Source organism: Profundibacter amoris (assembly GCF_003544895.1).
GTDB lineage: Bacteria > Pseudomonadota > Alphaproteobacteria > Rhodobacterales > Rhodobacteraceae > Profundibacter > Profundibacter amoris.
In genome coordinates this window covers 1,374,723-1,396,543 of the sequence record NZ_CP032125.1, presented here as the reverse complement: position 1 = coordinate 1,396,543, position 21,821 = coordinate 1,374,723, and the positions used below count along the sequence as shown (strand labels likewise).

Sequence of the window (21,821 nt, the reverse complement as noted above, 5' to 3'; positions counted from 1 at the left end):
TAGCCGATCTGATCACTGCGGGGGATGCGTGATGGCCAGGCATAACAAGGTCACCATGGCTTTCGAGCCGGAAGGCATTCGCATCGCCCTGACCGACATTCTGCCGGTCAAGCAATTGGCTCCATCCACCAAAACGGGACGCAAATACAAGCAAATTGCCGCCTCCATCCGTGAAATCGGCCTGATCGAACCGCTGGTGGTCACCCGCCAAAAGGGACACAGGGGTGCCTATCTGCTTCTCGACGGCCATGTCCGCCTGCAGATCCTGAAGGATTTCGGGGCGCAAGACACCATGTGTCTGATTGCAACCGATGACGAGTCCTTTACTTACAACAAGCGCATCAGTCGTCTGGCCACCATTCAGGAGCACAAGATGATCCTGAAAGCGATCGAGTCCGGTGTGCCCGAAGACAGGATCGCCAAGGCGCTCGACATCAATGTGGCCATGATCCGCCGCAAGCGCCACCTGCTTGATGGCATCTGTCCCGAGGTCGCCGATCTGCTGAAGGACCGGCATTGCCCGATCGAAACCTTCCGGTCCCTGAAACAGTTGAAGCCCATCCGCCAGGTGGAAGTGGCGCAGCTGATGGTCACCATGAACAATTATTCCGTGCCCTATTCCAGGACACTACTGGCCGCCACGCCAGTCGATCAACTCGTCGATGCGAAAAAACCCAAGATTGCCAAGGGCGTCTCGCCCGAACAGATGGCCCGTATGGAAGCCGAAATGGACAGCCTCCAGCGCGAAATGAAACAGGTCGAGGCCTCTTATGGCGAAGATCAGCTGAACCTGGTGATCGCCGGTGCCTACGTTTCCTCACTGCTGCGCAACGAGCAGGTCGTGAAGCATCTGGACCTGCACCACGCAGAAATCCTGAACGAGTTTCGAAGAATCACGGAGGTCGTGGGTGATGCGGCTGACGGTTCGGATGAAGGTGATCTACCAATCGTAGAACGGGCTTAGGTCCGCGCGGCAGCAGTTGGAATTAATGGGGACCGGGACCCGACAAGCGCCGGGACCGTCGGAGACGCCGTCGTGAGGGTCGGATCAATGGCGGTGGCGGGAATGCCGGCGAACCCGGATGAAGCCCGCCAGGTCGGCCGACATATCGCCGACCGCAGGGCCGCTCGATACGCGCGTGGCTCTGATGTTGGAGGGGCGTGTTGTGGATGCAAATTCGGCCCACGGCACGCCCCGGTCCTTCGCTTGAAATTCAATCGTAGCGAAAAAGAAAGCATGAGCAGGCGCGCGTGACATTTCCAACCAGATCGCATCAATTCAACCTTGAAGAATCCCGCCCCAGGATATAGTCTGACAAGAAACTTGACGGAACAAGTAAAATGTTTTGCAGGCAACAGGGAGAAGTCCATGGCCGGGAAACAGCCGGAACTTCGTTGGAGTGTAGAGCGTCGCCTCGAATTTATCGAGTTTCGCCTGTATTGGGAGGGTCGTGTGAATCGAGGCGATATAGTTGATACCTTTGGTGTTTCGGTGAACCAGTCGTCCACGGACATCAATCGCTATATCGGCATGGTGCCCGACAACCTTGCCTATGACAAAAGCGCGCGAACCTATGTGCGCGCGCAAGCATTTACGCCCAAATTCCTGAAACCCAGCGCCGCGGGTTATCTTACGCAACTGCGCTCGCTCGCTGACGGAGTTATCGAGATGTCCGACGCCTGGGTCGGCGTGTTGCCAGATTTTGATGCGACGCCCACTCCGGTTCGAGGAGTGAACCCGACCACGCTACGCGAAGTGATTTCAGCCATCCGCCAAAAGGAAGCGATCAAGGTAAAATACCAATCGCTGTCGCAACCGGAGCCGAAATGGCGCTGGATTGCACCGCATGCCATCGCCTTTGACGGTTTCCGCTGGCACGCCCGCGCTTGGTGCGAGGAAAGCAAAACCTTCAAGGATTTCCTGTTGTCGCGCATGCTGGAAACCGGAGAGCATCGCCAAGCCGATATTGATGCCAAAACAGATACCGACTGGCACGCTTACGTCACCCTTGAAATCGGACCGCACCCCGAGCTTTCACCGACCCAGAAAAACGTCATTGCCCTGGATTACGGCATGCATGACGGCAAGGCGGAAATAAAAACCCGCAAGGCGCTGCTCTATTACACGCTCAAGCGTCTGGGGTTGGATACCGACCCGTCAGCCCGCGCGCCGCAGGATCAGCAGATTGTGTTGCTAAACCGGGATGCCGTTTCAGGAGCTAATAAATGAGTGCATCACCGCAGCCCGGCTCTGTTATCCAACTGCGCTCGGCCATTTGGAAGGTGCTCGGCACCTCTGCGCTGAAACGCGGCTACCGCGAAATCCATTGTCGTGGTTTGTCAGGTCTCGTTCGCGACAAAGAAGCGCGGTTCGTCTGGGATCTGGAAGCGGGCGCACAAATACTTGACCCAGCAGAAATTTGCCTGGTTCCCGACACTTCCCCTGGGCTGGTCGATACGAAACTGCATCTCGAGGCGGCGTTTCGGAACACCCCTACCACGGCCCGCCAAGCTCTCACGCTCGGGCGAGCCGCGATAGACGACCTCACTTTCCAACACCTCCCGGTCGATAGGGCCTTGTCGCAGGACCGAGTGCGGCTCCTGATCGCGGACGACGTGGGTCTCGGTAAAACGCTGGAGGCAGGTCTGATCACTTCGGAGTTGGCCCTCCGGGGCCGGGCTAACCGGATCCTTGTGGTCACCACGCGGGCGATGCTCACCCAATTCCAGAAGGAGTTCTGGACCCGGTTCTCGATCCCACTTTCTCGGCTGGACAGCGCCGCGATCCGCCGCATGCGGAACCGGATCCCTGCCCACTACAATGTCTTCGACCAGTTCGATCGCTCCATTGTCTCAATCGACACGCTGAAACGGGATGCACAGATCCGGGACGCAATCAAGCACTCCTACTGGGACCTTATCATTATTGACGAGGCGCACAACGCGGCGGCTCGGAAAGCAGCTAAGGGGACGAACTCTCAAAGAGCTGAGCTTGCCCAGCTTCTGTCTCGACGAACCGACTCTCTTCTCCTTCTGACCGCGACCCCGCATGACGGGTCACAGGAGAGCTTCGCGAGCCTGATCGAGATGCTGGACCCGACGCGGATTCCCAACCCGTCCCAGCTACACAGATCCGACATCGAAGACCTAGTCATTCGGCGTTTCCGAACGTCGCCAGAGGTCGTTGCTGATATTGGTCGGGCGGTTCCGAAACGGGAGTTGTTTCGCCGCAATTTCCCGCTCAGCCCCGAGGAAGAGGTGGCCTATCAGTCTATCGCCGAGCTTCAACTCGACCTTGACGAGCAGTCGACCCGCGGCCGCGCAATCGACCTGTTCCGGACTACGCTCGCCAAAGCGATCTTCTCCAGCCCCGCCGCCTGCCACGAGACGCTCGAGCGGCGCATCCGCGGGATCGAGAACGGGACCGCCCGCGGAACGGATGAGGATCGGAAACGCCTCAGGAGCCTCGCCGATCAGGTCGCCGCGATCGGCACGGGCGCTTTCAGCAAGTACCAGGACCTCATCCAGATGCTGCGAGACATGCGCTGGGCCGGGAGGGATCCGAGGGACCGGCTTGTGATCTTCTCGGAACGGATCGCCACGGTTTCCTGGCTCGCAGAACGCTTGCGGGAAGATATTGGCCTCTCAGAGGACCAAGTGGCCCGGGTGGATGGGGGAAGCGTCGAAGCGGACGTTCGGACACAGGAGGTGATTGAAGCGTTCGGGCAAGAGAAATCCCCGATCCGGATCCTGATTGCCTCCGACATGGCGTCCGAGGGACTAAACCTGCATTTCCAGTGCCACCGGCTGATCCATTTCGACCTTCCTTGGTCCCTTCTACGGTTTCAGCAGCGCAATGGGCGGATCGACCGGTACGGACAAGACCGCCCACCCTTGATCACTTATTTCGTTGGGGAAAGCACGCATCCCAAGGTGCGCCAGATGTGGGTTCTGGAGAAGCTCGTCGAGAAAAACAAAGCAGCTCAGGCTGGCGTCGGAGACCCGGCCGTGTTCCTCGGAAAAGGGGACGCGGACGAGGAGGAGGCAGTTGTCGCGGAGGCGGTCGCAGCCGGGATCGGCGCCGAGGCGTTCGACGAGGAGAAGGACGCACGGGCAGCACAGGCGGAGACCCAAATGTCTCTCGATGATGAGTTTGCGGCCCTGTTCGGGGACTACGCCGCCCCGGTCGGGCCCGAAACGGACGCGGATCCCGCTGTGGAGCAGACCCCGCCGAGGCTCTTCCCGGACACGTTTACCTACGCATCCAGGATGATCGAACGGCTGTCCCGTCCGGAAGATCGGGTGTTCCATATCGCGCCCACGATCTCCGGTGAAGAGCGGATGATCCGCATGAGTATCCCAGATGACATGCGGGCCCGGGATGGATTCGGATTCGCCAGCGAGGGGGCCGTGGACGGCCGGTACATGCCGGAGGAAGCGGTTGGATCCGGAGATCGAATCGAGTTGACCGATCAGGCTCAGGTCATCAACCAAGCAATCGACCAAGCAAAGATGCAGGAGCGGTCTTGGCCGACCGTCCAGTACTTATGGGACGGCCACCCAATTCTCGAATGGTTTGCGGACAGGGCCAGCACATTCTTCCCAGAACATTCTGCCCCTATGGCGCCGCTGAGCAGTCTGGCCAATGGCGAGGTGGCGGTGCTGTTGCACGGGGCTATCCCAAACGCCAATGGCGCTCCCGTCGTCGACCGCTGGGCGGTGGTGATCCACGCGCCGGACGGGGCGATCCGGATCGAGGAGGTTCCCGACTTCATCGCACGGGTGCGCCTGGCACAGGACACGCCCGGCCGGACGGTTGAGGAGCTCGGACCCGCAGAGGCGGCGATCCCGATCTCGGTGGATCGGTTCCAAACCCATCTCGTCGGGCTCCGACGGGAACGCGCAGCCCAGATCCAACGAAGTCTAGACGAAGTCCTGGATCGGCTCGGGGAACTGGATGATAGGTTTCGGGCACAACTCACACTGGATCTGGGGGATGACGCCAGCAGTGAAGCGAATTTAAGCCCAGCCATGAAACGACGCCTGATGATAAGACGAGTGAAAGAGCAGAGGATTGGACGCCTTTTCCGGGACTGGACGGAATGGTTCGAGAGGACACGCCAGATGGTGGATGACCCGAATCCATATGTTGACGTTAAAGCAGTTTTTGTGGGGTGATCGGATGGACCTGATTGGAATAGAAAACGAGGCTGAGTTCTTCCCATCCGGGACACTCTCGGATGTGCTGAAGGAGGAGCTGCAGGACATCACCGCCCGCTGGTCTGGGCTCGACAAGGCGGCGCATCCGATCGAACGGCTCGCGCGCGTCACGGCCCCCACCATCGAGGCGCTACGGCAGGCCCGCAATGCCTCAAACGCGGACCGTCGCAAGGAACTTGTCCGGGACGCCCATCACTCGTTCCTGAGTGCCCTCGGCTAGGCCCCGCGCACATCCGGCTTGCCGGTTTTTTCCGAAAACGCCTCCGGCTGACCCTTGCACCACCCGAAACACAGCCGACCGGCCACGGTGATCGAGTCGATGAAGATGGTCTGGTATTTCTCGAGCGCGGTGGGATCGCCGAACTGCTCACAAACGGCCGCATAATGCGCCGAGCCATAGGGCTGGTCATCGCGCAAGGCTGGATTGGGCCCGCCGATGAATACCGCGAAATCCCGACATTCAGCCCAGGTGCGCGGCCGGATCGTGTCGCCCTGCCAGCCCTCGATGGCGAGATCGCCCGCTTCGAGATCCATGAACAGGGTGGTGGAAGGGTCGAGCGTCCAGAGCAGGGATGTTTTCCCAATCCCGGATTTCCCGAAGATGCAGCCCTTGATGCCGCGTTGCTCGGCCAAACGCTCGTCGGCGCTGATGATAGGGAGGCTCATTGCGCGTCCCCCTCATCTGACAAGGTGATTTTCAGCTTGCCGGGGTGAACCGTGCGGGCATCGCGAAACGCCTCCTGCATCGAGCTGGGCCAGGCCGCAAACTTGCGCTCGGCAACCTTGTAGCTGATGTCGATGATCTCGGCGGGGTCATCACCCGCGGCGCGGATGCGCTCGACCATGCGGGCCAGTTGCGCCTGATCCCAGGCAACCCGCTTGGGCAGGTCAGCTTTGACCGTGATTTCACCGTCTGCAAACCGAACCGTTCCGGTATCTTTTTGCGCGGTCCGGCGCAGATCTTCGGCCTGATCGGCGTATTTCAAGGCCAGCGCTCCATCGAGCCAATCGCTGGCCATCTTGGCCGAGCGCAGCGCCTTGGAGGTTTCCTGTTGCAGGCGCGCCAGTTCCGCCGCCGGCAAACCCGCGATTTCGCCCACGGGCATGTGTTTGAGCGCCTCGAGCGTGATGTGATTGGGAATGTTCATGTCCATCCCCCTCACGCCATCGCCCGGGGGACGTTCGGTGTCGCCTGGCGTATCTGCTCGGCCTCGAAGGCCTCCACATCCTCGAGCCGGTAAACGACCCGCCCGCCAAGCTTGATAAATTGCGGGCCTTCACCGGCCCAACGCCACCGCTCCAGTGTGCGCGGTGAAATGTTCCATCGAGCCGCAAGCTCGATCTGGTTGAGGTGTCTTGTCGCCATCGTCATCTCCTTGGGATTTGTGCGAAAACCTGAGGATGAGAATGGCATTGCGGCAGGTAGGAGCCGGGAAGGTGTGAGGTAGGAGTGAAGGTAGGAATCGCATTTTTCGGGCCTGAAACGAAAAAAATCCGCCACGGCGGGCGGATTTCAATGGGTCAGCTGATTCAGAATTCGCCTAGACGTAAATCCGGCAGGTCCCGTTTTTCTCCTCAATGAACTCGCGCCAATCGTCGCGCCCTGAAAAGGCTTTTCCCAGCGTATTCACCTTGTCGCTATACTCGGCATTTTCCAGCACGGCTGCGGTCGAACATTCCGGATGTCCTGAATCCCAAGCTCCAAACAGATGCCGGATCACCGCCTTCTGTTTCGATCCGCTGAATGTGTAGCGTTTTCCCCGAACAGTAATGACGCCCCCGTCCGCAGCCATGACGACCGGGGCCTCGTCGTTACCGGTTCCCAAGGAAACGCGGGCCGCGAGCATGTTGGCATCAACGAGAAATCCTGTTCCGGTGTTCGCGACGGATTCAATGGCAACGATCTCATGACCGGAAACCGGAGTGGCAGGCAGTGCCGTTTCCGGCCCAAGGCTCAGCACGACACGAAGGCCGGGCGACGGCCGTGTTTGTGTCTTTGCCTTGAAGTCCTGCCAGATTTTGGGATTGGAAAGACCGCGCGCAATCCAAAACGGAACCTTTTTTGCCCGCCCCGGCAGGCGGCAATCTCCAATCTCCCACAGCAACCCGGGACTCAATGTCACTGGCCGGATTGCCAAAGGACAATCGAGGCCTGACAAAGCGAGCGCAATCAATTGTTCAAACTGCAGCTCGAACGTGACCAGTTCATCCGCATTCGCCTCAATCCAACCGGCATTCGGGCTGAAATAGCCGTATCCATCATGCTCTGCCGACCATATCAGGTTTACCGGTTCATCATCATGGTCGACCAGCGACGTTGTAGCCCGTTCCCCCTGAACAGGTTTCAGAAGACCGGCTTTCACCAGCTGGTCCCCTTGCACCGGATAATATGACATCAGGGCGGAATGGCTGATCCGCCCTGATGGCGTTTCGGCAATGGTCCGGATCAGCTTCGCCGCGCGACGATCAATCTTCAATGAGGATCGGGTCATCAACCAGAATTCCCCACCGACGCAGATATTTCTCCCCGACCAGCTGTTCCTGCTCGGTCCGGTCCTTCAAGTTGCAGCCATGTGGCATGGTAATGGTCAGGGGCAGCGTGCGCCCGCGACGGGACTCGCCCCTCGGCTGGAACTTGATCACCAGTTTCGCCTGCGTCACCACCCAACCGCCGCCCAGCGGATTGCCCGTTCCAAGCCGGTCTGCCGCCATGTCCCAGATCGTCCGGTCCGCCTTGCTCAGGCATTCCAGCGTCACACGCTCGGTATTCGTGTCGATCGGCATCAACCGGAGCTGCCGGATTTCCACAGTATCAATACCATCTTCCAGATCGGTCGGAAATTCGTATGGATGCAACAGGACACCCAGATCATAGGTGCGCAATGGCACCTTTTTGCTGTCGAATTCGATGCCCAGCAGATCCCGCGCCATGAAGCGGACCATTTCTTCGCGGCTTTCGCGATCATTGGCCACCACCTCGATAACGCCGGTGTCGGGCTCATAGGTCATTGCCGCCTCGAACACCGGCCGCCGGGCACGGCGAACCAGATCCCCGTTGTCGAACGCAAGAAAATCGTCCAGCCGCCCTTCGCGGTAGATGGTGATCTGGACTAGTTCGCAGTCCTCGCCATCGAAGGTCGGCCGGACACGGCGGAAAATGTCGACATGGACATTGTTCGAGGAAAACCGCGTGCGCAGGGCCGCCTTGAAAGCCTCGAGAGCAACGGGGTCTTGGCTGACCAGCAAATCCGGCTGCGCTTCGAAACCGTCCCAGCTGCGTCCGCGCCGCCGCTCATCGGTATAGCGCACTTCCTCGGCATGGCGGAAAAGCGCGTCTTTATTGAGGAACATCCAGAGCGCGCGATCATGACCGTTTGCCAGCACATCGAGATCCGCACGGTTTTCGACCACACTATAGAGGGCGGTTTCTCCGGCATCATCTGCCATGGAACTGACACGGTCCGCATCGACGGTTATGCGCGCTTTTGCATCCTCGTCCATCTCGTCGACGGCCCGCAATAGCGGGCGGATGACGTCTGGCGCGTCCGCGCCCCAATTCATCGGCGTCGGCAGCTCGATACCGGTCGTGTCAAAATAGGTCCGAAGCGATGCTACCGGTGTATTGCGAATGAAGGTCGTTACCGACGCCATGTAGTTCTCCTTAGCCTTTGATGTTGCGGGGATCATTCCCATGGGAATCCGACTGCGCAATGCGCCCGTCGCGATTGTGAATCTTGAATTCGGTATGCGCATTGCGGCTGATCTCGCGTCCCCGATCGACCGCCGCCTGCTTGGTGTCGAAATGCCCGCTGGCGCGCTGCGCACCCCCGCGCTTCACATCCCAGCCACCCTCCGAGTTTGGCACGACGTGATGCGTGCCCGGTTTTTTGTTCGATGCCATAACGGCCTCCTTTCCAGTTCGTGAGAATCACAACGCAGAAATACGCTTTTGTTCGATATAGAGGTATATGGCGCACTACCCTCTTGTCAAGAACGTTTTTGTTCGCCATACCGAACAAAAAATCTTGACACCACAAAGGGAACCAAATGAGCACTTCACTGGGAGAAAAAGTCAAACGGCACCGGCAGGAGAAAGGCTATTCGCTGGACAAGATGGCCGAGCTCACCAACACCAGCAAAAGCTACCTGTGGGAAATCGAGAACCGCGACACCCGCAAGCCATCGGGGGAAAAACTGGCCCGCATCGCCCACGTGCTTTCAGTGACCACCGACTATCTCCTCGACGAGGCGGCGGAACCCGGAAATGAAGTTTTACAGGAAGCCTTTTTCCGGAAGTTCAGCAAGCTCGACGAGGAAGATAAAAAGAAAATCGAGCAAATGGTCGATCTCTGGGGGCGTAAAGATTGAGCCTGCCGACCACGCCCGAAGGCTGGGCCATCCACCTGACAAAGCTTCTGGACCATGTGCGCAAAGTCCATGGCCTTGCCCGCTTTCCAATTGATGTCGCCTCGATTGCCAAGGATTATTCGCGTCAGGTTTTCCCCGACGCACCGATCACCATGGTTGAAGGCATCGATCTCTCCAAAGGGCTGGAAGGCATGCTGATGCCCAATCCGCATAGTAAAGGCGAATGGGGGATCATCTACAATACCAATATCACATCTCCCGGACAGCGGAATTTCACCTTGGCCCATGAACTCGGCCACTATTTATTGCACCGGAAAATTCGTCCGCAAGGGCTTCAGTGCACGTCCCAGCAAATGGGAAACTGGCGGTCCGAGCAAGGCCAGATCGAAGCAGAGGCCAACCGGTTCGCCTCCTTTCTTCTCATGCCGCTGAATGACTTTCGGGCGCAGATTTCCGGCCAAAACATCGACATCGACTTGATGCAGCGACTGGCTGAACGCTATGCCGTCTCCTTGACCGCCGCCATTTTGAAATGGCTGACGATCACGGATCAGCGCGCCATGCTGGTCGTGGGGAAAGATGGATTCATCGATTGGGCCTGGTCGAGCGATCCGCTTTTGAAATCGAACATATATTACGCTGCCCGCCAGAGGGTGACAGAGCTTCCGGCTCGATCCTTGGCCGCGCAAAACGTAGACAGCGAAATTGCCCGGGCCGGTGTCCAGCATCCTGCCGGCGTTTGGCAAGGGCAGGAACCGGTACAGGAAATGACCATTTACGGGCGACAGAACGAAATGACGATTTCCTTATAGCTCTATCCACGGCACGGCCGCTCCGGATGGGCAGGCGCAGAAATTGAGGAAGAGCCGGTCAGCGATACATATGATCGGTTCGTTTCCAAGGGCTGAACTGCGACAAGCATTTGCTTGTGCAATAGGGCTTCGGACAAATTCAGAATCGTTTCGCTAACTGATTTCTTAAGAAAGGTTTTCACCATATCCTTTCGTTGTGCACCGCGCCTGAATTTCACAATTTTGAGCGATCAGCTTTCTAATGTTTTCGCCCCATCACGCACCACTACGCCAACCCGTTGATATTACTTGATATACTCTCACATATCCCTTTCATACGACCAAACCAACTCACTCTCTGGAGGTCGTTATGGAAGAACAAATCGTGGGGCCGGACCTTTTTCCGGTGGACAGGATGAACGCGGAGGAGCGGCTTTCTGATCTGGGCCGCATCCTGGCGGCGGGCATCCGGCGGATGCGTGGAGCAGAGCCGAAATCGGATGCTTCGGCAGCAGATTCGCCCCGCTATGTCGAGGTGGTCGGCAAGAGCCGCCGCGGGCGGCGCACCAGGATCCGGATCGGAGGTGGCGAATGACAACCGCCCCTGCATCCCCGCCCAAACCGGGCGAACACCCCGCCACCGACCAGACCGTTCTCTCCCGCCTTGCGGGTCTGAAAACCATGAGCGTGAACGAGCTGAAGGAAGAATGGGAACGGCTTTTTGCCACCGGCGCGCCCAATAACAGCCGGTCCTATCTGGAAATACGTATCGCCTACCGCATTCAGGAACTGACCCATGGCGGGCTGTCGAGAAAAAGCCGCCAGATGCTCAAGGCGCTGTCGGCCGAGATGCACGGCAAGCGGCTGGGCGGCACGCCCAAGATGCTCGACGATCGCAAACCCATCCCCGGCACCCGCCTGATCCGCGAATGGCAGGGCGTCACCCATGTGGTCACGGTCCAGCCCGACGGCTTCGATTATGACGGCCAGCGTTACAAATCGCTCTCCAAGGTGGCCAACACCATCACCGGCAAACATTGGAACGGGTTCGCGTTTTTCGGCCTTGGTCGTGCGCGGAAAGGCGGGGCCTGATGGACGGAACATTGCAAGCCACCCGCAAACTGCGCTGCGCCATTTACACCCGCAAATCCACCGAGGACGGGTTGGAGCAGGAGTTCAACACGCTGGATGCCCAGCGCGAGGCTTGCGAGGCTTATATCACCAGCCAGCGATCCGAGGGCTGGGTCGCGGTGCGCGAGCATTACGATGACGGCGGGTTCTCCGGCGGCACGCTGGAACGCCCCGCGTTGCGCCAGATGCTGGCAGATATCGAAAACGGGTTGGTCGATGTGATCGTGGTCTACAAGATCGACCGCCTCAGCCGCTCGCTGATGGATTTCGCCAGGCTGGTGGAGATTTTCGACCGCAATCAGGTGACTTTCGTTTCGGTCACGCAATCGTTCAACACCACCACCTCCATGGGGCGGCTGACGCTGAACATCCTGCTGAGCTTCGCCCAGTTCGAGCGCGAGGTCACCGGTGAGCGCATCCGTGACAAGATCGCCGCCTCACGCCGGAAGGGCATGTGGATGGGCGGCAGCGTGCCGTTCGGCTATGTGCTTCAGGACCGCAAGCTTGTGCCCCATAACACCGAGGCCGCGATCGTGAAGGCAGCATTCGAGCGCTATATTGATCTCGGCTCCAGCACCTTGCTGGCGCGGGAATTGCAGGCTAAGGGCGTGACCACCAAGGCAGGTAATCCACCGAATTCACAATTTGTCATCCGCATGCTACAAAATCCGGTCTATGCGGGTATGGCGCGCCACAAGGGCAAGAGCTTTCAGGGCGAGCATGAAGCCATCGTCGATCAGGCCACATGGGACCGTGTGCAGGAACGGCTCAAAGCCAATGGCCGCAAGCACCGGCGCGGACGGCGACCGAAGAACCCCGCCTACCTGCGCGGGTTGATCTTCCATGAAAACGGTGCGGCCATGACCCCGCATCACACCGGCAAAAAGCACAAGGAATACTGCTATTACGTCTCGACCGACTACCTGAAGGTCCGCCACACCGCGCCTTCGGCCGCGCCACAGCGCCTCGCCGCCGGCATGGTCGAAGGGGCCGTGGTGCGCGAGTTGCGCCGCGTGTTGCGCTCGCCTGAAATTACCGCCCGAACGGCAACAGAACTGGGTAAATGCACCGATACCAACGAGGTCGCCGCCGCCCTGCAGGATTTCGACAACCTCTGGACCCAGCTTTTCCACACCGAGCGCGCCCGTATCGTTCAGCTTCTGGTGCAACGCGTGACCGTCACCGGCGAGGGGTTATCGATCGACCTGCGGGCCGACGGGTTGAAGGGGCTGGCCAGCGAACTGATGACTGGGCAGGAGGCAAGCGCATGACCACCCCAGACACCATCCGCATTTTCGTGCCACTGGAATACCGCCGCCGCAACGGTCGCACCCAGATCCTGCCGCCCGAGAACCGGCTCGATGCCGAAGATCGCCAGCAGGATCCCCACATCCTGCGCGCCCTGACCCGCGCATGGGAATGGCGGCGGAAACTGGAAACCGGAGAGGCGAACACGATCAGCGATCTCGCGGCCGCCGAGGGTCTGTCCGACCGCTTCGTCAGCCGCCAGATCCGGATCGCCTATCTCGCACCAATGGTTGTTGATCGGCTGGTCGTGAAGCAGGAAATCCCGGCTGTGAAGATCTCCGGCCTGATTGATATTGCGGCGAAACCATGGGGGGAATAGGAATATGCAGTGTTTGGAGGACCATCAAACCATAATATACGCATTGAAGTCTGATCCGTTCAGGCTCTATCGACCCGTTCCATTTGTGCCACCAGCCCCAAACGCCTGAACTGAACGGCCGAAAACTGCGGCTGGTTCTTCATAATGAAGGCGCGAGGTATCGTGCATACTTTGTCCCTTGTGGAATTTAGGTAATGAGTTAAATATGACTTAACCAATTACTGATTCAAGAATGCCATCATGCCAGACCAGACGATAATACCCGTTCCAAGCTTCAGGGGCTTGCACCTTGTGGCCGGGCATCCGGCGTTGGATCTGGTCAATTCCGTGAAATATCGCGGTCAGGCCGATCCCCAGGATCGCTTGGTCGATTATCAAGCGGTGGTCGCGTGGGCGCGTGTGGCAGGTATTCTGGACATTGCGGAGGAAGCGGTTCTGGCGCGTCTTGACGGGGGCGAGGTCTGGCAAAAGGTGCTGGAGCTGCGCGAAAGCCTGTGGGCTTTGCTGAACCGCGAACAGGTGAGCAAGGCGGCGGGTGCCAAGGCGCAGAAAGCCATTGAAACCGCCATTTCGGGGCTGCGCTACAAGGCGGTGATCGATTCCGATACCGGCGTTTTGCGGCAGGTGATCGCGGTGAATACCGCCAAGGACCTGCTGGCGCGGATCGTGGACAGCATCGCCGATCTGCTGACGCGGCGGCAGGATTTGCTGATCAAAACCTGCGACGGTTGTGATTGTGACTGGCTGTTTGTCGACCGCACCAAGGCGCGGCGGCGGCGCTGGTGCGACACAAAAACCTGCGGAAATCTGGCGCGGGTGCGCGCTCACCGCGAAAAACACCAAACAACGGAGCAAAGCCATGCTGGATAAGCGCGCATTTTACATCAACGGGGCGTGGTCTGCGCCGGAAACCGCACAGGATTTCGAGGTGATCAACCCGTCCACCGAGGAACCCTGTGCGGTGATCTCACTGGGCGATCAGGCCGACACGGACCGCGCCGTTGCCGCCGCACGGGCGGCGTTCGATAACTGGATGTTCACGCCCAAGGCCGCGCGGCTGGCGCTGATGGAAAAGCTCGCGGCAATCTATGAATCCCGCAAGGGCGAGATGGCCGAGGCGATCAGCCTCGAGATGGGCGCGCCGATTGACATGGCTTTGGCCGCACAGGCCGAGGCGGGCAGCGAGCATATGGCGGATGCGATCAACACTCTGCGCGCCTATGAATTTGACCGGATGCTGGGCGACCATGCCCCGAATGACCGGATATTGATGGAACCGATTGGCGTGGTCGGGCTGATCACGCCGTGGAATTGGCCGATGAATCAGGTGGTGCTGAAGGTGCTGCCGGCGATGGCGGCGGGCTGCACCATGGTGCTGAAGCCTTCGGAAATCGCGCCGCTGTCCTCGATGCTGTTTGCCGAAATGGTGGATGCGGCGGGCTTTCCGGCGGGCGTGTTCAACCTTGTGAATGGTGACGGTATCGGCGTGGGCAGCCAGCTTTCGGCCCATCCCGATATAGACATGATTTCCTTTACCGGTTCGACCCGCGCGGGGGCGGCGATCACCAAATCTGCCGCCGATACGGTCAAGCGGGTGACGCTGGAACTGGGTGGCAAGGGAGCCAATATCATCTTTGCCGACGCGGATGAAAAAGCCGTGGCGCGCGGCGTGCGCCAATGCATGGGCAATACCGGCCAGTCCTGCAATGCGCCGACGCGGATGCTGGTGGCGCGCGACATTTATGACGCGGCGGTCAAGACCGCCATCACAGTGGTTGAGGGCATGGCGGTGGCGCAGGCACAGGAAAAGGGCCCGCATCTGGGGCCGGTGGTCTCCGAGGTGCAGTTCAACAAGATTCAGGGGCTGATACAGGCCGGTATTGACGAAGGCGCGCGGCTGGTGGCGGGGGGCGTTGGTCGGCCTGCGGGCCTCAACCGTGGCTATTTCGTGCGCCCGACCGTGTTTGCCGATGTCGACCCGGACATGACCATCGCACGCGAGGAGATCTTCGGCCCCGTTCTGTCGATGATCCCGTTTGACAGCGAGGCACAGGCGCTTTCCATCGCCAATGACACCCCCTATGGCCTCACGGATTATGTGCAAACCGGTGACGCCGCGCGCGCCCGTCGCATGGCGCGGCGCTTGCGGGCGGGCATGGTTGAAATCAACGGCAATTCGCGCGGGGCCGGTGCGCCCTTTGGCGGCACACGCCAATCGGGCAATGGGCGCGAGGGCGGTGTCTGGGGGCTGGAGGAATTTTTGGAAGTAAAATCCGTGAGCGGGTGGGCCGAATGAGCGCAGATATCCGCTATGTAAACGGCGCGTTGCAGGTCGAGGGCGTGGCGCTTGCCGATATTGCCACACAGGTCGGCACGCCGTTTTATGCCTATTCGGCGGCCACCATCCAGCGCCGTTTTGCCGCCTTTCATGCGGCTCTTGCCGATCTCGATGCCTTGATCTGCTTTGCCCTCAAGGCCAATGGCAATCAAGCGGTGCTGAGCTTGCTGGCACAGGCAGGCGCGGGCGCGGAAGTGGTCTCGGAAGGCGAGTTGCGCCGTGCCTTGGCCGCAGGTATTGCGCCGGAAAAGATCGTGTTTTCCGGCGTCGGTAAATCCGCAGGCGAGGTCGCATTTGCCCTTGAGCAAGGCATCCTCTGCCTGAATGTGGAATCCCTGTCCGAATTGCAGATGATCTCGGATATCGCCACCCGCCTTGGCGTCACCGCGCGGTTGTCGGTACGGATCAACCCCGATGTGGACCCCAAAACCCATGCCAAACTGACCACCGGAAAATCCGGCACCAAGTTCGGCATTGCCTGGGATCAAGCGCTGGATTTCTTCGCCACGGCGCGCGCCCTGCCCAATATTTCGCTCACCGGCATCGACACCCATATCGGCAGCCAGATCACCAACCTGCCAGCCTTTGACGCGGCTTTTGCGCGGCTGGTGGAGCTGGTGCATGCCTTGCGCGCAGCGGGGCATGTGGTGGACCATATGGACCTTGGCGGCGGGCTGGGCGTGGCCTATCAGGGCGATAGCGAGGGGGAGGAAACCGTGCGGCTGGCCCAATACGCTACGATTTTTCACAAGCATTTCACCGATCTGGATTGCCGGATGATCCTTGAGCCGGGGCGGTTTATTGTGGCCAATGCAGGGGTGTTTGTCACCCGTGTTTTGCACCTGAAACCAACGCCGGAAAAAACCTATGTGGTGGTCGACGGGGCGATGAATGACCTGATCCGCCCGACCATGTATGACGCCCATCACGCGGTTTTGCCGCTCTGCGAGGAGGCCACCGCCCCGATCACCGCCGACATTGTCGGGCCGGTGTGCGAGCCGGGGGATTTTCTGGCCAAGGGCCGGAAGGTGGCCTGTGCGCAGGGCGATTTGCTGGCGTTGATGGGCGCTGGCGCTTACGGCGCGGTGCTCTCAAGCACCTATAACGCCCGCCCTTTGGTGCCCGAAGTGCTGGTGCATGGTGCGGATTTCGATGTGGTGCGCCCGCGCCAAAGCATCGAGGCGCTGATCGCGCAAGACCGCGTGCCCGCATGGCTGCGCGCAGACGGAAAGGCGGAATAGCATGGAAAATTTTGAGTATATCGTTGTCGGGGGCGGCTCGGCTGGCATGGCGCTGGCGGCGCGCCTGTCTGCCGCCAAAAAGAAAACCCTGCTGCTGGAAGCAGGGCGCAAAAAGGGCAACCTGTTCAATTTCTGGCATGTGGATATGCCCGCCGCCTATGGCTATGCCTTCCTCAACCCCGCGATCAACTGGAAATACGAGGGCGAGCCGGAGCCGCATCTGAACGGGCGGCGCATGTATCAGCCGCGCGGCAAGGTGCTGGGTGGCTCAAGCGCCATCAACGGCATGGGCTATTTGCGCCCGCACCCCAAAGTGTTTGACGCGTGGGTCGGCGCCGGTGCCAAGGGCTGGGGCTTTGACGAGGTGCTGCCCTATTTCAAGCGGCTGGAAACATGGCACGGCACCCCGAGCGATTTGCGCGGCACCGACGGGCCGGTGCATGTGGTCAAAGGCCCGATGGAGTGCGATTATTATCCGGCATTCCTTGAGGCCGGTCAGCAGGCGGGCTTTGCGCTCAGCGATGATCTGAACGGCGATGCGCCCGAGGGGTTTGGCCATTTCCAGATGAATATTGAAAACGGCACCCGCGCCTCGACCGCGCATGCTTATCAAAAACATGTGGCCGACACCGCCCACCTGACCATCATCGACCACGCCCAAGTGACCCGTGTGGTGATTAAAAACGGCGCGGCTACAGGGGTCGAGTATATCCGCAACGGCAAAGCCCACAGCGCGCAGGCCGAAGCGGAGGTTATCCTCTCCGGCGGGGCCTTCAACACGCCGCAAATCCTGATGCTGTCGGGTATCGGGCCGGAGGATGAACTGGCGCAGCACGGGATCACACCGGCGCAAATCCTGAACGGTGTCGGGCAAAACCTGCAGGACCATCCGATCCTCTATCCGAAATACCTTTCCAAGCGCAAGGATTCCCCGATCCGCTATCAGCGGCTGGACCGCAAGGGGCTGGTCGGTCTGCGCTGGCTGTTGACCCGCAGCGGCCCGGGGGCCACGAATTATATGGAGGGGGCGGCGCTGCTGCGCGCCGATGAAACCTCACCCTATCCCGACATCGAATTCCAGTTCTGCCCGCTGGTGATTGATCACGCCGAGGGCGGCGCGCTGATGACCCATGGCTGGTCCAATTCCTGCGGGCCGGTGGCGGTGGAAGGCACCGGCTGGGTCAAGCTGCGCAGCGCCGACCCGCTGGCCGCGCCACGCATCCTGTGCAATTTCCTGTCCACGGATTATGACACCAACATGATGCACCGCGCGTTCGAACTGAACCGCGAGGTGATGAACCAGCCCGCCATGCGCGCCCTGATGGCAGACGAGATCGAACCGGGCTTTCAGGTGAAATCCCGCGCCGATGTGCAGGCCTATATCGAGGAAAACGTCGCCGGAGATTACCACCCCGTCGGCACCTGCAAAATAGGCGCAAGCGATGACCCGATGGCGGTGGTGGACAGCGATCTGCGGGTTTACGGCGTTGACAGGCTGCGCGTCGCCGATGCCTCGGTCATGCCGGTGATCACCAATGCCAACACCAATTCCACATCCATCATGATCGGCGAACGCGCCGCTGATCTGGTGCTGGAGGGCTAACCGAACCATGCTGCATTACCCCTATATCGCCTATAGCGACCGCGTGAATATCCACCCGCTTTTCAAAGGCTTGAAGGGCGATCCCTTCTTTGTCGACATGTCGCCCAGCTCGCCTTATTTCCACGATATCGACGTGCGCGACCAGCAAGATTTCCAGCGCAAGCTCGATGCGGCAATGGACGGGCGGCACATGTGGGGAGTGTCGGCCTATATGGAAAACCGCGAGCTGTTGCTGGGCAGCACACCGCAATTTTCCGGCGAAAAGCGCTTCTTTCACCTCGGCCTTGATGTCATCCTGCCCAAAGGCACGCCGGTGCATGCGCCACTGGCGGCGGTGGTGGCCGAAAGCGGCTATGAGGCAGGGGATGGCAATTACGGCGGCTATGTGCTGCTGCGCCATGAAAGCCCGCATTTTACGCCGTTTTACACGCTCTATGGCCATCTCGCCAAAGGCAACCTGCCAGCGGCGGGTCAGCACATTGAAGCAGGCGCGCCCTTCGCCCAACTTGGGGATTTCCACGAAAACGGCTATTGGTTTTACCATGTGCATTTTCAGGTGCTGACCGAGGCCGGTGTCGATATGGGCTTTACCCTCAAGGGCGATTGCACCGCCGCGCAGCTCACCCAGATCGACCACTGGTGCCCCTCGCCGCTGCCGCTTTTCAAGAAATGACAGGGCTAAGCCCGAAACCCAAAAGGCCCAAAACGCAAAAAGGATAGACCCCATGACCAAAAAAATCACCCTGATCGGCGCGCCCTCTAGTGTCGCCGCCCACGCCCCCGGACAGGAAAAAACCCCCGCAATGCTGCGCGCAGCGGGCTTGCTCGACGACATGCAGGCGGCGGGTATAACCGTGAAAGATACCGGCGACCTGCCCGGTTTTCGCTATCACGCCGACCCGAGCAACCCGCGCGCCCGCAACGTGGCGCAGGTGGTGGAAAACGCCCGCAACGTCGCCGACGCCGTGGCGCAAGCGGTGGTCAATGGCGAGACTTATCTGGTGCTGGGCGGCGATTGCACCAATGGCGTCGGTGCGATTGCCGGGGCCAGCCGCGACACCACCCAGCGCATCGGCGTCATCTATCTGGACATGCACGGCGATATGAACACCCCCGAAACCGTCGATAGCGGCGCGCTCGACTGGATGGGCGTGGCGCATATGCTTGAAATGGACGGCACGGTGGCGGAATTTGCCGGTTTCGACGGTCGCGCGCCCTTGCTGCAAAACGACCAGATCGTGTTTCTCGGCTGGGATTTTGAAGGCTCGAATTCCAACGCCGAGCGCGAGGCGATGATCCGCCGCCGGATGAATGTGGTGTTTCTGGACGAATTGCAGGCCGACCCCGCCGCCGCCGCCAAACGCGCGCTCGCCCTGCTCGGCCCTGTTGATCGCTTGGTCGTGCATTTTGATGTGGATGTCATCGACTTCGCCGAATGCCCCCTGGGCGAAAACTACCGCCACGGCGAAGGCGCAACCCTGGCGCAAGCCACCAGCGCGCTGGCCCACCTCGCCGCCCATCCCGCGTTTTCCGGCGTCACCATCGCCCAGCTCAACCCCGACCACGGCGACGCTGACATGGCTACCCTGAAACGGTTTTCCAAGGCGCTGGCCACAACATTTTCAGAACCGGACGCCACATGAACAGAGCTTTCTTTTCATTGCCACACAATTTTTTGCCCCACCATGTCCATTTCTGTTTTCTCTGATCGCGTGAGAGGATTTGATGGCGCTGCAACCGGTCGGGCGCGAAATTCACCAAAAACCCTTGTTTTATCGGACTTTCATAGACCGAACCAAATCGCCCCGAGGTTCGGTCGAAAAGAGAGGAACGGGGGTTAGAGAGCGAATTGAGGCGTTTCGCCATTCTCGCAGGTTCGGTCGCCGGACCTAAACCCCTTTGAAACATAAAGAAAATCATCCCCGCATCGGGGCATATCCGTGTTTCAATGAAGGCAAGTGGCGGACAGACAGGGATTCGAACCCTGGAGACGGTCTCCCGCCTACACACTTTCCAGGCGTGCGCCTTCGACCACTCGGCCACCTGTCCGTTGCCGCTGTTATAGCTTGAAGATTTGCGAGTGCAAGAGGCGAGTTTTTCTTTCTTCATCTTGAAACAGAGCAAGCTTACCCTAGGTAAGCACTAAGAAAACCGGCCCCGGTTTCGGGGCCCCTCCGTCGTCGCAACAACGCGATACGAGATCATCATTCAAAGGAACGAAAAAATGGAACAGAAAACTGAAAACAAAGGGATTCAAGGCGGATTTGTCGCCCTTGGTGTCCTGAAACCAAAATGGGGATGGGTGCTGGCAAGCGGGCTGGTAACCGTCCTGTTCGGGCTGTTGGCCTTCTGGGTCCCGCTGGGGGCCGTCTATGCCATGACCCTGCTGTTTGGCGCCTATGCGATGGCAGACGGCATCTTGTCGATCATCGCGGCGATTCAGGGCAAGGACAGCAACAGCGGTCACTTCTGGCCTCTGGTTCTGCGCGGTGTGCTGGGGATGTTTGCCGGTGCCATCGTTTTGATCCTGCCGGGGCTGTCCGCCGTATCGCTGGTGATTTTCGCATGGACCATGCTGGCGATCTGGTCGATCGCTACCGGTGTGTTGGAGCTGGCCGCCGCAATCCGCTTGCGCAAAGAGATCGAGGGCGAATGGATGCTGGGTCTTTCGGGTTTGATCAGCCTTGGGCTGGGGATCGCCATTCCGATCGTGTTGTGGGGCAACCCTGCTGCCGGTCTGGTGACAATGGGCTGGATGATCGGGTTTTATGCGCTGCTGCATGGTGTGCTTGAAATCGCATTGGCGCTGGCCTTGCGCAAGCTGGCAAATCAGGCCTGATACATAAAAGGGGTGCCGTAAAATCGGCGCCTCTTTCCATTTTCTATTGCTAGGATCAGGACCTGTTATTTAGTCTTCCAGATCATTGCTGTTTGCGACAATTTTCTGCAACACCTGCTGGTCATCCTCGCCTTCGATCCGGCCCAGCAAATCGCGACGCATGTGATAGTTCAGCACCGCAACGCTCTGCATAATCTGCGCCTGTTCCGCATCACTGATCGCCTGATCCGCAGTCGAGTCATCCAGACGCCGCAATACATCGCTAAACTGGCCAATCACATCCGCACTGCCGATCATCGCCAGCTTGTGGTTCAGCACCCGCAATTCTGCCACCCCTTCTGGATCCAGCCGCCCCTTTTCGACGATTTCCCCGATATGCTCGATCAATGCCATATAGGTTGTGCTTTTCTGGTCCAACAGCAGCACTTGCCCTTCTTTGCGCAGCTCCAGTTCCGTTTGCTGGTTCAACAACAGGGCCGTGATGAGGATGGTGGCGATTGCCCCCAGAAACACCAACAACAATTCCTGACTGAAAGGAAAACTGTCACTGACTCCGTAAAGCAGGCGAAAGGCAAAATACCCGGCCACCATTGCAACGATATACAGGAGCAGAATAACCTGTCTGTTTTCAATCATCTTTTTCATGGGACCCCCCGAGGCAAT

Annotated in this window: 24 protein-coding genes and 1 tRNA gene; 17 read left to right on the top strand and 8 right to left on the bottom strand. The window is 59.4% G+C overall.

What is annotated here, in order from left to right; genetic code table 11:
• Positions 1-31 precede the first annotated feature (31 nt).
• From BAR1_RS07005 to BAR1_RS06990, 4 genes are all read left to right on the top strand, one after another.
• A complete protein-coding gene (locus BAR1_RS07005; RefSeq protein WP_118942358.1) occupies positions 32-964 on the top strand; it encodes a plasmid partitioning protein RepB C-terminal domain-containing protein in 933 nt (310 codons plus the stop codon).
• A 405-nt stretch (positions 965-1,369) separates the two neighbouring features.
• Positions 1,370-2,230, top strand: a complete 861-nt coding sequence (locus BAR1_RS07000) for a WYL domain-containing protein (RefSeq protein ID WP_118942357.1) — start codon at positions 1,370-1,372, stop codon at positions 2,228-2,230.
• A complete protein-coding gene (locus tag BAR1_RS06995) occupies positions 2,227-5,178 on the top strand; it encodes a DEAD/DEAH box helicase (RefSeq protein ID WP_118942356.1) in 2,952 nt (983 codons plus the stop codon). Before BAR1_RS07000 ends, BAR1_RS06995 begins: the two co-directional genes overlap by 4 nt.
• Before the next feature lie 4 nt (positions 5,179-5,182).
• Positions 5,183-5,440, top strand: a complete 258-nt coding sequence (locus BAR1_RS06990) for a hypothetical protein (RefSeq protein WP_162891690.1) — start codon at positions 5,183-5,185, stop codon at positions 5,438-5,440.
• On the opposite strand, the gene BAR1_RS06985 is transcribed toward BAR1_RS06990, so the two are convergent.
• The 6 genes from BAR1_RS06985 to BAR1_RS06960 all read right to left on the bottom strand — a co-directional run bounded on the left by BAR1_RS06985 (position 5,437) and on the right by BAR1_RS06960 (position 9,121).
• Positions 5,437-5,886 (bottom strand): ATP-binding protein, encoded by a 450-nt coding sequence (locus BAR1_RS06985; protein ID WP_228408778.1) that lies wholly within the window; start codon positions 5,884-5,886, stop codon positions 5,437-5,439. The two genes, BAR1_RS06990 and BAR1_RS06985, sit on opposite strands and share 4 nt — an antisense overlap.
• Entirely contained in the window at positions 5,883-6,368 is a 486-nt protein-coding gene (locus BAR1_RS06980; protein ID WP_118944380.1) for a hypothetical protein, read from the bottom strand. Before BAR1_RS06980 ends, BAR1_RS06985 begins: the two co-directional genes overlap by 4 nt.
• Before the next feature lie 11 nt (positions 6,369-6,379).
• Positions 6,380-6,586 (bottom strand): helix-turn-helix transcriptional regulator, encoded by a 207-nt coding sequence (locus tag BAR1_RS06975; protein WP_118942354.1) that lies wholly within the window; start codon positions 6,584-6,586, stop codon positions 6,380-6,382.
• Between the two features lie 175 nt (positions 6,587-6,761).
• On the bottom strand, positions 6,762-7,712 hold the full coding sequence (locus BAR1_RS06970; RefSeq protein WP_118942353.1) for a hypothetical protein: 951 nt from the start codon (positions 7,710-7,712) through the stop codon (positions 6,762-6,764).
• Positions 7,687-8,871 (bottom strand): hypothetical protein, encoded by a 1,185-nt coding sequence (locus tag BAR1_RS06965; RefSeq protein WP_118942352.1) that lies wholly within the window; start codon positions 8,869-8,871, stop codon positions 7,687-7,689. Before BAR1_RS06965 ends, BAR1_RS06970 begins: the two co-directional genes overlap by 26 nt.
• A gap of 10 nt (positions 8,872-8,881) precedes the next feature.
• Positions 8,882-9,121 carry a DUF2188 domain-containing protein gene (locus BAR1_RS06960; RefSeq protein ID WP_118942351.1) on the bottom strand — a complete coding sequence of 80 codons (240 nt, stop codon included), beginning with the start codon at positions 9,119-9,121 and terminating at the stop codon, positions 8,882-8,884.
• 146 nt (positions 9,122-9,267) lie between these two features.
• Here BAR1_RS06960 and BAR1_RS06955 point away from each other — a divergent pair, with 146 nt between their 5' ends.
• The 12 genes from BAR1_RS06955 to BAR1_RS06900 all read left to right on the top strand — a co-directional run bounded on the left by BAR1_RS06955 (position 9,268) and on the right by BAR1_RS06900 (position 19,962).
• Positions 9,268-9,588 carry a helix-turn-helix domain-containing protein gene (locus BAR1_RS06955; protein ID WP_118942350.1) on the top strand — a complete coding sequence of 107 codons (321 nt, stop codon included), beginning with the start codon at positions 9,268-9,270 and terminating at the stop codon, positions 9,586-9,588.
• The gene (locus BAR1_RS06950) at positions 9,585-10,400 is read left to right on the top strand and encodes an ImmA/IrrE family metallo-endopeptidase (protein WP_118942349.1); all 816 of its coding nucleotides are present in this window, start codon (positions 9,585-9,587) and stop codon (positions 10,398-10,400) included. Before BAR1_RS06955 ends, BAR1_RS06950 begins: the two co-directional genes overlap by 4 nt.
• 349 nt (positions 10,401-10,749) lie before the next feature.
• Positions 10,750-10,974 carry a hypothetical protein gene (locus tag BAR1_RS06945; RefSeq protein ID WP_118942348.1) on the top strand — a complete coding sequence of 75 codons (225 nt, stop codon included), beginning with the start codon at positions 10,750-10,752 and terminating at the stop codon, positions 10,972-10,974.
• Entirely contained in the window at positions 10,971-11,471 is a 501-nt protein-coding gene (locus BAR1_RS06940) for a DUF2924 domain-containing protein (RefSeq protein WP_118942347.1), read from the top strand. Before BAR1_RS06945 ends, BAR1_RS06940 begins: the two co-directional genes overlap by 4 nt.
• On the top strand, positions 11,471-12,781 hold the full coding sequence (locus BAR1_RS06935) for a recombinase family protein (protein ID WP_118942346.1): 1,311 nt from the start codon (positions 11,471-11,473) through the stop codon (positions 12,779-12,781). Before BAR1_RS06940 ends, BAR1_RS06935 begins: the two co-directional genes overlap by 1 nt.
• Positions 12,778-13,137 (top strand): hypothetical protein, encoded by a 360-nt coding sequence (locus tag BAR1_RS06930; protein WP_118942345.1) that lies wholly within the window; start codon positions 12,778-12,780, stop codon positions 13,135-13,137. The genes BAR1_RS06935 and BAR1_RS06930 overlap by 4 nt, the downstream gene beginning before the upstream one ends.
• Before the next feature lie 240 nt (positions 13,138-13,377).
• On the top strand, positions 13,378-14,007 hold the full coding sequence (locus BAR1_RS06925) for a CGNR zinc finger domain-containing protein (RefSeq protein WP_118942344.1): 630 nt from the start codon (positions 13,378-13,380) through the stop codon (positions 14,005-14,007).
• On the top strand, positions 13,997-15,433 hold the full coding sequence (locus BAR1_RS06920; RefSeq protein ID WP_118942343.1) for an aldehyde dehydrogenase family protein: 1,437 nt from the start codon (positions 13,997-13,999) through the stop codon (positions 15,431-15,433). The genes BAR1_RS06925 and BAR1_RS06920 overlap by 11 nt, the downstream gene beginning before the upstream one ends.
• On the top strand, positions 15,430-16,716 hold the full coding sequence (lysA, locus tag BAR1_RS06915; protein ID WP_118942342.1) for a diaminopimelate decarboxylase: 1,287 nt from the start codon (positions 15,430-15,432) through the stop codon (positions 16,714-16,716). Before BAR1_RS06920 ends, lysA begins: the two co-directional genes overlap by 4 nt.
• 1 nt (position 16,717) lies before the next feature.
• A complete protein-coding gene (locus BAR1_RS06910) occupies positions 16,718-18,319 on the top strand; it encodes a GMC family oxidoreductase (protein WP_118942341.1) in 1,602 nt (533 codons plus the stop codon).
• 7 nt (positions 18,320-18,326) lie between these two features.
• The gene (locus BAR1_RS06905) at positions 18,327-18,992 is read left to right on the top strand and encodes a peptidoglycan DD-metalloendopeptidase family protein (RefSeq protein WP_118942340.1); all 666 of its coding nucleotides are present in this window, start codon (positions 18,327-18,329) and stop codon (positions 18,990-18,992) included.
• 52 nt (positions 18,993-19,044) lie between these two features.
• A complete protein-coding gene (locus tag BAR1_RS06900) occupies positions 19,045-19,962 on the top strand; it encodes an arginase family protein (RefSeq protein ID WP_118942339.1) in 918 nt (305 codons plus the stop codon).
• 316 nt (positions 19,963-20,278) lie between these two features.
• On the opposite strand, the gene BAR1_RS06895 is transcribed toward BAR1_RS06900, so the two are convergent.
• Positions 20,279-20,368: transfer RNA gene (locus BAR1_RS06895), tRNA-Ser, on the bottom strand.
• A gap of 175 nt (positions 20,369-20,543) precedes the next feature.
• Between BAR1_RS06895 and BAR1_RS06890 the strand changes: the two genes are divergently transcribed.
• Entirely contained in the window at positions 20,544-21,158 is a 615-nt protein-coding gene (locus BAR1_RS06890) for an HdeD family acid-resistance protein (protein ID WP_118942338.1), read from the top strand.
• A gap of 69 nt (positions 21,159-21,227) precedes the next feature.
• On the opposite strand, the gene BAR1_RS06885 is transcribed toward BAR1_RS06890, so the two are convergent.
• Positions 21,228-21,803, bottom strand: coding sequence for an ABC-2 family transporter permease (locus BAR1_RS06885; RefSeq protein ID WP_118942337.1), 576 nt, complete (start codon positions 21,801-21,803; stop codon positions 21,228-21,230).
• Positions 21,804-21,821 lie beyond the last annotated feature (18 nt).